The 13,241-nt window shown below is 59.1% G+C and carries 9 protein-coding genes; 4 read left to right on the top strand and 5 right to left on the bottom strand.

Going from position 1 to position 13,241, the window contains the following annotated elements; translation table 11 throughout:
• Positions 1-22 precede the first annotated feature (22 nt).
• Positions 23-2,431 (top strand): phosphoketolase family protein, encoded by a 2,409-nt coding sequence (locus OHL16_RS06805; protein WP_263366362.1) that lies wholly within the window; start codon positions 23-25, stop codon positions 2,429-2,431.
• A gap of 69 nt (positions 2,432-2,500) precedes the next feature.
• Here OHL16_RS06805 and OHL16_RS06800 read toward each other — a convergent pair whose 3' ends face one another.
• Both OHL16_RS06800 and OHL16_RS06795 read right to left on the bottom strand, forming a co-directional pair.
• Complete coding sequence (locus OHL16_RS06800; RefSeq protein WP_263366361.1) at positions 2,501-5,875, bottom strand: TonB-dependent receptor; 3,375 nt, start codon at positions 5,873-5,875, stop codon at positions 2,501-2,503.
• A gap of 330 nt (positions 5,876-6,205) precedes the next feature.
• Complete coding sequence (locus OHL16_RS06795) at positions 6,206-6,889, bottom strand: RNA polymerase sigma factor (protein ID WP_263366360.1); 684 nt, start codon at positions 6,887-6,889, stop codon at positions 6,206-6,208.
• A 171-nt stretch (positions 6,890-7,060) separates the two neighbouring features.
• On the opposite strand from OHL16_RS06795, the gene OHL16_RS06790 reads away from it, so the two are divergent.
• Both OHL16_RS06790 and OHL16_RS06785 read left to right on the top strand, forming a co-directional pair.
• Positions 7,061-7,465, top strand: coding sequence for a DoxX family membrane protein (locus OHL16_RS06790; protein ID WP_263366359.1), 405 nt, complete (start codon positions 7,061-7,063; stop codon positions 7,463-7,465).
• A gap of 34 nt (positions 7,466-7,499) precedes the next feature.
• Positions 7,500-7,838 carry a hypothetical protein gene (locus OHL16_RS06785; RefSeq protein ID WP_263366358.1) on the top strand — a complete coding sequence of 113 codons (339 nt, stop codon included), beginning with the start codon at positions 7,500-7,502 and terminating at the stop codon, positions 7,836-7,838.
• A gap of 3 nt (positions 7,839-7,841) precedes the next feature.
• Here the strand turns inward: OHL16_RS06785 and OHL16_RS06780 are convergent, their stop codons facing one another.
• Positions 7,842-8,669 carry a glycosyltransferase family 2 protein gene (locus OHL16_RS06780; RefSeq protein ID WP_263366357.1) on the bottom strand — a complete coding sequence of 276 codons (828 nt, stop codon included), beginning with the start codon at positions 8,667-8,669 and terminating at the stop codon, positions 7,842-7,844.
• Between the two features lie 232 nt (positions 8,670-8,901).
• Here OHL16_RS06780 and OHL16_RS06775 point away from each other — a divergent pair, with 232 nt between their 5' ends.
• On the top strand, positions 8,902-9,423 hold the full coding sequence (locus OHL16_RS06775) for a GNAT family N-acetyltransferase (RefSeq protein ID WP_263366356.1): 522 nt from the start codon (positions 8,902-8,904) through the stop codon (positions 9,421-9,423).
• A gap of 164 nt (positions 9,424-9,587) precedes the next feature.
• Here the strand turns inward: OHL16_RS06775 and OHL16_RS06770 are convergent, their stop codons facing one another.
• A complete protein-coding gene (locus OHL16_RS06770) occupies positions 9,588-11,396 on the bottom strand; it encodes an ArnT family glycosyltransferase (protein WP_263366355.1) in 1,809 nt (602 codons plus the stop codon).
• Positions 11,333-13,237, bottom strand: a complete 1,905-nt coding sequence (gene asnB, locus OHL16_RS06765) for an asparagine synthase (glutamine-hydrolyzing) (RefSeq protein ID WP_263366354.1) — start codon at positions 13,235-13,237, stop codon at positions 11,333-11,335. The genes OHL16_RS06770 and asnB overlap by 64 nt, the downstream gene beginning before the upstream one ends.
• Positions 13,238-13,241 lie beyond the last annotated feature (4 nt).

Here is a 13,241-nt window from a genome sequence, read left to right as displayed (position 1 = left end):
AGCAGGTCAGCGAGGGGGTACGATGCGTCGTCGTGTTGGTATCGCCGAGGAGAGTGCGCAGGCTGGAATTCTGAGCGCGGATGAGTTGCGGAGGATGGATGGTTACTGGCGCGCATGCAACTATCTGTGCGCGGGGATGCTGTACCTCCAGAAGAATCCACTGCTGCGTAAGCCGCTGAAGGCGGAGCACATCAAGAACAGGCTGCTGGGGCATTGGGGCTCAGACCCCGGGCAGTCGTTTACGTGGGTGCACCTGAACCGGCTGATCAGGAAGTATGACCTGGATGTGATCTTTCTCTCGGGGCCGGGGCATGGGGCTCCCGCGACTCTCTCGAACTGCTACCTGGAGGGCGTCTACTCGGAGGTTTACCCGGACAAGAGCGAGGACGAGGACGGGATGCAGAAGTTCTTCAAGCAGTTCTCGTTTCCAGGAGGGATTGGGAGCCACTGCACGCCGGAGACTCCGGGTTCGATCCATGAGGGCGGCGAGCTTGGGTATAGCCTGTCGCATGGGTTCGGCGCGGCGTTCGATAATCCCGACCTGATCGTGACGGTGATGGTGGGCGACGGCGAGGCGGAGACCGGGCCGCTGGCGACGAGCTGGCATGCGAACAAGTTTCTGAACGCGGCGCGCGATGGCGCAGTGCTTCCAGTGCTGCATTTGAATGGGTACAAGATTGCGAATCCTACGGTGCTGGCGCGAATTACACCGGAGGAGCTGGATTTGCTGTTTCGTGGCTATGGGTGGACGCCGTATGTCGTCGAAGGCGACGAGCCGGAGGCGATGCACAAGAAGATGGCAGAGACGATGGAGCGGTGCGTTCTGGAGATTCGGGAGATTCAGGCGAAGGCTCGGAAGAAGGATGCGAGCAAGGTGGAGAGGCCGCGGTGGCCGATGATTGTGCTGCGCACACCGAAGGGATGGACGGGGCCGAAGGAGGTCGATGGACACAAGGTGGAAGGGTTCTGGCGCGCGCACCAGATTCCGATCCTCGACCCGAAGACGAATCCGAAGCACCTGAAGCAGCTCGAGCAGTGGATGAAGAGCTATAAGCCGGAGGAGCTGTTCGACGCGAGGGGCAGGCTGGTGGAGGAGCTGCGCGAGATGGCTCCGAAGGGGACGCGGAGGATTACGGCGAATCCTCATGCTAACGGAGGCCTGCTGCGGAGGCCGCTGGAGATGCCGGACTTTCGTGACTATGCGGTGGAGGTGAAGGAGCCGGGGCAGGTGGAGGTGTCGTCGACGTTTGTGCTCGGGGGCTTTCTGCGCGATGTGATGCGGAAGAATATGACGAGCTTCCGCGTCTTCGGGCCCGACGAGACGGCTTCGAACCGGCTGCAGACGATCTACGAGGCGAGCGAGAAGACGTGGCTGGCGCAGATCAGGCCGGAGGATGCGGACGGATCGGAGATCGCTCCCGATGGCCGTGTGATGGAGATGCTCAGCGAGCACACGCTGGAGGGATGGCTCGAAGGGTATCTGCTGACGGGGCGCCATGGATTTCTTTCGAGCTATGAGGCGTTCGTCCACATCATCGACTCGATGTTCAACCAGCATGCGAAGTGGCTGGAGAAGAGCAAGCTGGAGCTGCGGTGGAGATCGCCGATCTCGTCGCTGAACCTGCTGATTACTTCGCTGGTGTGGCGGCAGGACCATAACGGATTTACGCATCAGGACCCGGGATTCCTGGACGTGGTGACGAACAAGAGCCCGGAGGTGACCAGGATCTATCTGCCTCCGGATGCGAACTGCCTGTTGAGCGTTGCGAACCACTGCCTGCAGAGTTTGAACTATGTGAATGTGATCGTGGCGGACAAGGCACCGCACCTGCAGTACCTGGATATGGATGCTGCGGTGAAGCATTGCACGAAGGGCATCGGGATATGGGACTTCGCCAGCAACGATGCGGGCGATGAGCCGGATGTGGTGATGGCCTGCGCAGGAGATATTCCGACGGCGGAGGCGCTGGCAGCGACGGCGATCCTTCGCGAGCACTGCCCGGATCTGAAGATACGGTTTGTGAATGTGGTGGACCTGTTCCGGATGATGCCTGAGTCGGAGCATCCGCATGGGTTGTCCGAACGTGAGTTCGACAGCCTGTTTACGCTGGACCGGCCGGTGATCTTCAACTTCCATGCTTATCCATCCCTGATCCACAAGTTCACTTACCGGCGCAAGAACCATGGCAACATTCACGTTCGTGGGTACAAGGAGATGGGGAACATTAACACGCCGCTGGAACTGGCGATTGTAAACCAGATCGACCGGTTCAACCTTGCGATCGACGTGATCGACCGCGTGCCGAAGCTGCAGGCGACGGCGGCGCACCTGAAGGAGTGGCTGAAGGACCAGATCATCGAGAGCGTGAACTACGCGCACGAGCACGGGATCGACAAGATGGAGATTACGGAGTGGAAGTGGCCGCTGTAGGTTGCGACCGAGACGATAAAAGGCCCCACCCTTGATTAGGTGGGGCCTTTTTGTGTGGATGAGAGTTGGCTAGAAGATGATCTTCGCTGCCCACTCGGTATTGAAGGGTTCGCCGGGGCCGATGGTGGGGCTGCCTAGATACGGTCCAATTGTGGAACCGATTGTCCCGCCCTCGCCAGTCGACGGAAGACCGACCGGAGCGAGATTCGTTCGGTTGAAGAGGTTATACATATTTGCCTTGATCTGAATCTTCACCCTCTCTGTGATCGCTGTGGTCTTGATGACAGAGAGGTCAAACGCGCTATAGCCGGGGTTAAAGTTCTGTCCACGGCGTGTTGGGGAGTAGGTTCCGGGGTTGGGGTCGACAAATGCATTCGGGTCGAACCACTGAACCGAACCGTTGACGATGGCGTGAGAGACGCCCGCTGTTGGGTTTCGGACCACCTGCACCGCTCGGTCTGCATTGTCGCCGTTGCCGCTGACATTCGAGCTGGCAACGACTGTATAGGGCAATCCACCATGGAAGGAGAACCCGGAGTTCAGCTCCCAGCCATGGGTGAGCCGCTCTGGTCCGCGGAAGGCTGGTATTGCGTAATTGAAGTATCCCGTGAAGGTATTGCGAACGTCGTAGTCTGAGTTGCCATACTCTGCCTTCTCGTTGCGCGGGTCCTGCGGGGCATAGGGCAGGAAGCCGGTCTCATAGTCGAGTGCGTGCGACCAGGTGTACCCCAGCTGCGAGGTCAGGCCGTGCCAGCTCTGGAGGCGCAGGGTGGTTTGAAGCGAGTTGTAGATGGAGCCGAGGTTGCTTCGGTCCGAAGCGATCACGCCGAATTGAGGAAACTGTTTGTAGTACGGGCGAGTTGTGGTATCGGGCGACTCGGAGGGGTTGGGTAGTGCGGGATTGATGTCGAACAAGCCCTGAAGATGAGTTCCCTTTGAGCCCACATAGCCAATCTGGGCAATGACCGAGTTGGTGATGCTGTGCTGGATGTTCAGGTCCCAGAGCTGGACATCGGCGGGCTTGAAGTTCTTGTCGAAGGTGGAGATATTGATGCTGCCCGGCGAAGCAGCGCCGCCGCTCGCTTGCGCAAAGGTGGGATAGATATCCACCCCCGGCTTGATCACCTGGTTGAGCCCCTGGGCGTTCGCGACTTGATCGCTACCTGCCGGGTTCAAGCCTGGTCCGAAGACCGAGATGATCTGGGATCCGTTGTTCTGCAGGATCGACTTCATATAGACGGTGTCATAGTAAAAGCCGTATCCGCCGCGAAGAACTGTGTTGCCGGTGCTATCCAGTTGATAGCTAAATCCGATTCGAGGGCTTACTCCTCCCCAGAACTTTGGATAGATATTTTCGGCGTTCTGCCCTACTACCGCGAGGCCGGATGGTTTCGTTGGGTCGAAGATCGAGAGGTTTGGATAGTTGGAATGGACGGGGCCTGCGTAGTCGTAGCGCACACCGTAGTTGAGGTTGAACCGATGAGTGATCTGCCAGTTGTCCTGCCCGTAGAGGGCAAAGGTGTTTAGGAATACCTGCCGCTTTGGATTGCCGAGGACGATGCTCGAAGCTGTTGGGTTGAGGCATCCTGCGAGGAAGTCCGCCAGGAACAGGACATTGGATGGCGTGCCTGCTGGGGGCGCCGCGCCCTTGTTCTTTGTTGCTAGAGCCGCGCAAGGTGTCTGCGCTGCTCCCCCCGAAAAGTTCGATGTGTTCCAGGGGCCCTGAGAGCCGTCGAAGTAGAGCGTTCCGCGCTGTCCTGTCTGATAGAAGTCGTCGACCTGGGCTTGACGGAATTCACCTCCGAAATGGAACTGATGGGCACCCTTTGTCCAGTTGAGATCGTCGTCAAGATGTCCGGTGATGTCATTTCTTCCTGAAGGAGAGGTAACGCCGGTCGGGTCGAATCCGGTGTTGTTGGCGGTGAGCCCGGAGCCGCTGCCGGTTGGACCGATGACCAAGTGGGGGGAGCCCGGCAGGGCCGGATCGGTAACACCTGTGTTCAAGCCGAGGCCGATGGGATTGAACGATGTGTCGAAATCGCTGAACACCTGGTTGAAATAGCTGACTCCCGCGGCAAGCTGATTGGCCATCGACGGGCTAATAACACGGTTGTAGATGATGGAATAATTTTGGACGTGGATCGGCGCGTTCTCAAAGTAAGGCGTCAGTTCAGAGGATGTTGGCGAAGTCTGGGTGCCTTGGCCTACGAACCACCTGGCTGAAAGATGATCTTTGTCGGTGATGTTGTAGTCCAGCTTGATGACGCCGTTGAAGCTATGCCCGGTCACATTGCCGGATGCCTGATAGTTTTCCGGCTGGGCAGGTCCGGTGAGTGCAGAGGCTGGCCAGAGGCCCTTGAGCGTGCCGTTTCCGTTCAGAAGGTTCCTCGATACCGAGTTATGGGGCACGCCGTAGAAGTCGAGGACGGAGTATGCAGCGGTCTGATATGCAGCCGACGGTTCCGTTGCGTGATTCAGAGCGCCGATCAAAAAGTTCTGGTGTTCACCGGCGGCAAAGAAGAAGAACTTATCCTTGAGAATCGGGGCACCGACGGAGAAGCCATAGTGCTGATTCCTCGACGCGGGTTTCGTGGAAGAGAAGGGATTCTGCCGTTCGAAGAATTCGTTGTGGTTGAAGTAGTACGCCGAGCCGTGAAGCTGATTGGTGCCGGACTTAATGATGAGGTTTGCGGTGCCGCCAGGATTACGCCCAAGCGCGGTCTCGCCTGTGGTGACGAACGAGAAGTTCTCGATGGCGTCAATGGGAAAGATGACCCCGGCGATGGCAGAGACGCCGCCCTGGTTGACAGCGGGGATGTTCCACCATAGATCGTTGTTGTCTGTGCCTTCGATCTGCCAGTTTACTGCGTTGGTCCTGGTTCCATTCACACTCGCATAACCTCCGCCGCCGTTTGAGGACAGTCCAGCGAATCCCGTGGTTTGTGCGATCAATTGCGTAAAGTCGCGGCCGCTATTCGGCAGGTTCTGCACGACCGTCTCCGGCAGGATGGTGGCCTGCACGTCTGAGGCCGTATCGAGTGTCACGGCTGCGGCTGTTACCTCTACCGTTTGGGAAGAGGACGAGATGGCGAGCTTCGCGTTAAGAATGTAACTGGTGCCGGCTACGACCTTCACCTCGTCATACTTGGCGGTCGCGAATCCGGTAAAGCTGATGGTGACCGTGTAGCTGCCCACAGGCAGATTCGTAAAGTAGAACTCGCCAGCACTTGAAGACACGGTCCGGTAAGGCACGTTGGTCGAAGTCTCCACGGCCGCGACCGTGGCGTTGACGACGGCGGCTCCGGTGTTGTCGGTGACGGTGCCGTTGATGCCTCCGCGGTAGGTTTGTGCTGTAAGTGGAGGGCTACAGACGAGAGCGAGAGTAAGGGCGATGAGGCTGAGAAGAGCGGATTTGGGTGAGGGTTTTCTTGATGATTGACGCATACGACCTCCGAAAGGACAAACGGTATTAGCCATCCTGAGTGGATGGACTTTCTTGTGTGGAGACGGGGGAGGGGATACCTGCATCATGGAAGGCTCGCCACTGTAATTCCAACGCCGGAGACAAAAAAGGCAGTTAGAACTGCAACCTATAAAGAAAAGTGGAATTCACACTAAAACTCTTTGGTGTAGATTGCAAGAATTTTCCGGGATGAAAGTCGTCTGCGAGGATCAATGGTCGAAGTCTTGCCACGAGAAGCGGGGTATTTCTTAGGCTCCGCAGCGCTGGATCCCCTTTGTCTTGAGGACGATAGGGCGGCGGGGCGTCGATGGCTACGGATTCGAGTTCTGGAGACGGGCGAAGGTGCCATGCACGACGCGGTCGCAGCGAACGCCCATGAAGGGAAATGCTGAGTGGGTTTCGCCAACACGCTCGAAGAGCCATTCGCGCATCATGCCGTGACCTCGATGGAGGCGCACCTTGACATTCTGCTCGGTGAGGTCGAGGGCAGCTGCGGTCTCTGCTGTGCTTAGCCCTTCGATATCGCGAAGCATGATGACGGTCCGGTATTGATCGGGGAGGTCGAGGACGGCTTCTTCCAGGAGCTCGCTGAGTTGCATCCGCGTAGCGACCTGCTCCGGGTTGGGAGATTTAGATGCCATTTCCATTGCGGTTGCTCCGTCAGGTTCGGCGTCGTCGATCTGCTCGTGGCGTTTGCGCAGACGCAGTCGCCCGAGGGCTTCGTTCACGGCAATTCGCGTCAGCCAGGTGGAGAACGACGAGCGGCCGGCGAACTGGTCGAGGTGCTCATAGGCGCGGACGTAGGCGTCCTGCATGACGTCTTCGGCTTCAGCGTCGTCGTGCAGAATAGAGCGGGCGACCCGATAGAGGCGCTGATTGTAACGGCGCATGATGATCTCATACTGGGCGAGGTCTCCAGCGCGAACCTGATTGACGATCTCTTCGTCGGTCCAGCTGGTTGGCTTTGCTTTGTCGAGAATTCCGTTCGATGCCATAGACGCCTACAGAATGGAGTCCCGAGTTGCAAAGAGGTTACAGATTCGCTCTGTTGCAAGTAGGATTATCCGCCGGATGGTGCTCATCGGCAATCACCTCGATCCCCGATGTTGCCTCCCGCCTTGTAACGGATTCCGGTTTCGCCGCTCTCTTATGTGGAGGGTTAGATTGTGAACGGTTTCGATCAGCGTCTGAAAACCAGCTGGTGGGCTTTGAGGATTGCACTGGGAGTCGGCCCCATTGTTGCGGGAGCGGATAAGTTCTTCAACAAGCTGGCCGACTGGGGGATGTATCTCAGTCCGTACGCGAAGGTTATCCCCATCAGCACGCCGGCGTTCATGCATGTTGTTGGAGTTGTGGAGATTGTCGCTGGGCTGATTGTCCTGAGCCGCTGGACGCGGATTGGCGCCTATATCGTAATGGCGTGGTTGCTTGCTATTGCGATCAACCTGGTGACGACGGGCATGTTCTATGATCTTGCCGTTCGGGATGTGGAGATTGCTGTGGGTGCGTTTGTGCTCTCGCAGCTTACGGCTGTACGTGAGTCTGCGCTATCGGCCGTGGCCGTGGCGTAATTGTTGGCGAACCAAGAAAAATAGGAGGAAAATTATGCGAATCCTTGCTTCATTGCTGGCTGTCGGCTTGCTGGCGTTGCCTGCGCTGGCGGCGACAAAGTCGTTCAACGATGTTTCGGTTGTGGATGTGTCGTGCTCGAAGAAGGTGGCGGCGAATCCCGATGCCCACACTCGTTCGTGCGCGCTGGCGTGTGAGAAGAGCGGGTATGGCATTCTTACCGCTGATAAGCAGTTCTTGAAGTTTGATGCGGAGGGCAACGCGAAGATCGCCGGTGCACTGAAGGCGTCGAACAAAGCGGACCATCTGCGTGTGGATGTGAGCGGCGATGTGGTGGGAGACACCCTGAAGGTGACTTCGCTGAAGCTGCTGTAGACGTCAAGCTCCGCCACGCTCCAGTTCCTTCGTCTTGAGGACGATGAGGTACTCGTAGAAGGACTGCAGCGTGGCGTAGGTAATGCCTGCGGCGCCGTCGAGGATGGCGCGGCGGTAGAAGACCATGTAGAGCCACTTGAGGAGCGGGCGGCCCGGGAGACGGTAGAAGATCGCCTTCTGGTGACGCCGGCGGGTGTGGAAGTCGCGGTCGCGTAGTGCGGTGGTCAGCGAGGGGTTCTGCAGGCCCTGCTGTTTGTGAATGAGTTCGGCCTCCAGGGTGGAGTAGAGGTTGTGCTTGGCGACCCAGTGAGCGATGCCCTTTGAAAATGGATAGTGGTCGAGCGGGTGACTGAGGTCGGCGACGCGGCCATCGAGCTCGAGGACTTCGTTGATGGTCCGGGTGTAGCGGGCGCGCGATGGGCGGATGAGGCGGATGTAGAAGGGCGAGAGCTGCGCGTGTTTGAGCCAGGTTCCGAAGAGGAAGTCGCGTCGGCGGACGCGGTAGCCTGCGGTCTCGTCGCTGGCAGCGAGGACGATCTGCTGCATCTCGCGGACTAGCTCAGGGGTGGGGCGCTCGTCGGCATCGGGCAGGAAGACCCACGGGTGCTTGAAGGGAACGGTGGCAAGGGCGGCGTTGCGGTGAGTGGCGTAGTCGTCGAAGGGGCGCTGGTGGACGTGCGCGCCGGCCTGTTGCGCGATGGCGACGGTGTTGTCGGTGGAGAACGAGTCGAAGACGTGGATGTCGTCGGAGAAGGAGACAGAGGCGAGGCAGCCAGGGAGGTCGCGCTCTTCGTTTTTGGTGAGGATGAGGACTGAGATCGGCTGGGTCATGATCTGGGGTAATTATTGTCCGTATTCTGGTGCTCTCGTGTTGCCGACGGAGTTACCTTGTGTGGACACCCCTCCCCCGTCAAAAGTGTGCAAAGTCTTCGAAGTAGATACTTTAGGTCTGGACTTCCGATGCACGTTTGATGCCATTCCTTGCAGAAGCAGAAAGCCCGGCTGGTGGCCGGGCTTCGGTTTACTCCCTGATTTAAGGTTATCAGGGGTGTCAAGGGTGGGTGTGGAAATCGGCAGTGTCGAGTCCGCTGATGGCTATACTCCGGGGATGATGCGGGTGTCTCTCAGGAGCGCGCACATTGAGGATAGCGACGGTATCTCGCGTTGTCTTGGCGCGGCGTTTGAACCCTATCGCGCGCAATATACCGTAGGGGCTTTCGCGGATACGGTGCTTACGCCGGAGAGGGTTCGAGAGCGAATCGCGACGATGAGTGTGTTTGTGGCGGTGGATGAGTCGGGTGATGTGGTGGGGACGATCGGCTGCTCCGTGGTTGGGGAAGGCGAGGGGCACGTGCGCGGGATGGCGGTTGATCCGAGGTTTCAGGGCGGTGGGATCGCTCGCCGGTTGCTTGAGGCAGTTGAGGCGGAGTTGATGGATTGCGGATGCACGCGGGTGAGTCTGGATACGACTGCTCCGCTTAAGCGGGCGGTGCGGTTTTATGAGAGGAATGGGTTTCGTGCTTCGGGGAAGGTTGTGGACTTCTTTGGGATGCCGTTGTTTGAGTATGTGAAGATGTTGCGGTAGAGAAGCTTTATTGCGTGCGCCCGAGAGCGGATCGTGCTTCGCGCGATCACCCACATCTGGCGATAAGGCCGCCAGATATGGGGCACCCGATTTTCGATGTGGGCCACCCAGCCAAATTTCCATTGTTTGTCCTATATAGCCATGCGGCTAGACGTAATTGGGGGTTATCGATTACTCAGCAGATAGTTTCCACCGCTTGTGGCCACGACCCGGAGATCGACGCCTAGAAGCTCATGCAGTTGGGGCAGGTCCACGCCGTAGACGAGAAGGTATGTCTGCTGATCGGCCAACCAGAGAGCCTTCAGTGTGGAGTCATCGACGAAGACATTGGCTGCGTTTGGGGCGTTGGAGCCGTACTCGAGGTTATTGCTCCGGCCATTCCATAGGAGCGCTGTCCGGTTGGTGTAAAAGAAGACGGACGAGAAGGCGTAGTAGGCATCGCCCTCGATCAGCGGGCCGGGTTCGGAGCGGTTGAGAGCGTCGGCGAGATTCTTCGAGCTGAGGTAGGGGTCGAAGGCGATGAGCGCAAGGCGGGCCGCCTGGAGGAAGGTAAGCATCATCAGGGCGAGGACGGCCACGGCAGCGGCGGTCCTGCGGACGCGGATGAGTCCGGCCACGCCGATAAGGAGAGCGACGGCGGCGACGGCGAGGGGGAGGCGAAGGTAGGCAAAGGAGCGCAGGGTGAGGTCGCCCATGTGGCCAAGTGAGAGGGTGTAGAGTTCGGGGTTCTGGGTGAGGGCGGTGGAGATATCTCCGGGGGTAGAAACCTTCGCGGTCCAAACGAGGATGAAGAGAACAGCGCAGAGGCAGAGACCGAGGGTGGAGGCCAGGATGATGCGCGGGACGAGGGGATATCGCTCTCGGGCGGCAAGATCGCTGCCGAGCAGAATAGCAAGCGCCGGATAGATGGGCAGGGAGTAGTACTCCTGCGTTGTGGACAGGGTGAAAAAGAGCATGACGAAGCCGATCCAGATGAGGGCGAGGAGGCGGACCCTGGCTTCGCGCGTGGCGGGACGATAGCTGTGCCGGAAGGCGGTGAAGAAGGTCGCGCTCCAAGGGAAGAGCCAGACGAAGTGGAGGAGCCAGAACCAGAGTCGAGGGACGGTGTTGTAGTCGCGAGGGTAGCGGAGGTTGAGGAATCGGAAGAGATGCTCGTTGAGGAAGTAGAACCAGAAGAAGCCGTGGTAAGCGCCGGGGCCGCTATGCATGGTCCAGTCGAAGTAGGGCGGATTGCGCAGGATGGCGAGGACGTGCCAGGGGGCAGCGATGAGGAGGAGTACGGCAAGACCGGAGAGTGGGCGGAATCGGCGGGCGAGTTCGCGGATGGAGGTCTCGCGGGTGATAGCGAGGAAGATGATGCAGATTGCGACGGGGAAGACGGCGGCGATGAGGCCTTTGAGGAGAAGACCGCACGCGAGTGAGATGTAGAGGGTGAAGAACCAAAAGCGGGATCGGGGCTCTGCAGGGTCAAGCAGGCGAAGAAAGGACCAGAGGGCGAGAGTGATGGTGAGGGTGAGTGCAGCGTCGGGGATGAGGATGCGGGTGAAGAGGAAGATCCCGATGCAGGTGGCGAGGATGGTTCCGGCGCAGAGGCCAGCTCGCCTGCCGAAGGCCCACATGGCAAAGCGTGCGATGACCCAGCAGAGCGCGATGTTGATGAGGGCGAGCGGAAGACGGGCGGCCCAGTCGTGGACACCGAAGAGGCGGAAGGATGCCGCCATGATCCAGTAGATGAGCGGTGACTTTTCGAGATAGGCGATGCCGTCGAGGCGTGCGGTGACCCAGTCTCCGCTTTGAAGCATGTTGCGCGCGATCTGCGCCTGGACCGCGTCGACATCGTCCATGAGGTGAGGCGGAGTGATGACCAGGGGAAGAAAGGCGCAGCAGGCAACGAGAAGGACGAGGAGATCTACACGGAGACGGTAGAGGACTCCTCGAAGGCCTGAATATCCAGCGCTGGTTGGATCTTCCATTGCCTGATCCAGAGAAACAACATCAACATACCCCATAGGTGATAACCGTAGTTTGCCCTTCTTTGCATGTGCTGGTCGAGGATGGACTGGATGTAAGGCCAGGAGAGGAGACCGGACTCTTCGACAGTCTTCTGGTTCAGAGTATCCATCAGCAGAGGTTTGAGGTGGCCGCGCAGCCAGTCGTGAACGGGGATATCCAGCCCCTGCTTCTTCTTGGCGAGGATGTTCTGCGGGAGCTTGTCTTTCATGAGCCGGCGCAGGAGGCGCTTCAGGGTGCGGCCCTGGATGGCGTAGTTCGCAGGCAGGGTTGCGGCAAACTCGACGATGCGGTGATCGAGAAAGGCGGGGCGAACCTCGAGGGAGTGGGCCATGCTCATGCGGTCGACCTTGACAAGGAGGTTGTCGGGCAGGAAATAGGCCTGATCGAAGGCCATGAAGCGCCGGATGTCTCCTGAGGGTGGGATGGTGGCGAGAAGCTTGAGCATGTGGGAGTGGTGCTGCGAGAGCAGGAGGTCGCGGCGCTGTTCCGGCGAGAAGGTCCCGTTCCAGAAGACGTGTGAGTGGCGCTCATCGAGCAGCGTGCCGTGGAGGAAGCGCTGCAACTTGTAGTCGAGGCCGATCTTCTTGTTGGAGGCGCGGAATCTTCCGGCAGATTGCAAGGCGAGGCGACGGAGGCTGCGGGGAAGCAGGCGAGCGCGGCGGGCGTAGGTATCGGCGAGGTAAGTGATATAGCCACCGAAGAGCTCGTCGGCACCTTCGCCACTGAGGGCGACGGTGACCTTCTGAGCGGAGAGACGGGAGAGATGCCAGACGGGAACGGCGCCGGCGTCGGCGTTGGGCTCGTCGGAGTAATAGGCGAGGTCGGTGATGGAGTCGGGAGTGACGGTTGCCGGGCTGAGATCGAGTTCGTGGTGCTCGGTGGAGTAGCGCGAGGCCATCTCGCGGATGGAAGAGGCCTCGTTGAACTCGCGGCCGTTGAAGGTAATGGAAAAGGTGTTGAGGCGCGTCGCGGAGTGCTGGCTGGCGTAGTGAAGGATGGTCGACGAATCGATGCCTCCGCTGAGCCAGACCCCAACGGGGACATCGGCGGCGAGATGCTCTTTGATGGACTGGGTGAGAAGATGGTCAAGCTGGGTAACGGAATCTTCGAGGGAGGGGGGAGCGCCGTTGGGCGGGAAGACCTGCCAGTAGCGGTGCGAGGAGATCTCGCCGTCGTGCCAGGTTAGAAAGTGGCCGGGCTTGAGTTTGACGATGCCTTCAGCTAAGGTGCGGGAACCCGCGACGTAGTTCAGGCCGAGGTAGGTGTTGAGCGAGTTGAGGTCGATGGAACGGCTGATCTCGGGGTGGCAGAAGATAGCTTTGAGTTCGGAGCCAAAGTAAAGGTCACGGCCGCGACAGGCGTAGTAGAGCGGCTTAATCCCCATGCGATCGCGGGCGAGAACGAGACGCCGGCGCGCCCGGCACCAGATGGCGAATCCGAACATTCCGCGGAGCTTTTCGATGCAGGCTGTGTCCCAGTGGATGAAGGCGCGGAGAACGACCTCAGTGTCGCAGGAGGTGCGGAATGTGTGGCCGTGCCGCTCGAGTTCGCGGCGGAGCTCGGCGTGGTTGTAGATCTCTCCGTTGAAGATGAGCGTATAGTCGTTGTCTTCAGACGAGATCGGCTGAGCGCCGGCTCCAATATCGATGACTCCAAGGCGGGTTGCACCGAGGGAGATGGTTGGGTCCTGCCAGACGCCTTGATGGTCGGGGCCTCGATGAATGATCGAAGCCACAGCCTGGTGGATCCTCGCGGGCAGGAAAGTCCCATCTACATGGGTGAAACCAGCAATTCCACACATCGTT

The sequence above is a fragment of the Edaphobacter bradus genome (assembly GCF_025685645.1).
GTDB classification, from domain to species: Bacteria; Acidobacteriota; Terriglobia; order Terriglobales; family Acidobacteriaceae; genus Edaphobacter; species Edaphobacter bradus.
The sequence above is the reverse complement of the archived record's forward strand: the minus strand, read 5'-3'. Positions and strand labels throughout refer to the sequence as shown.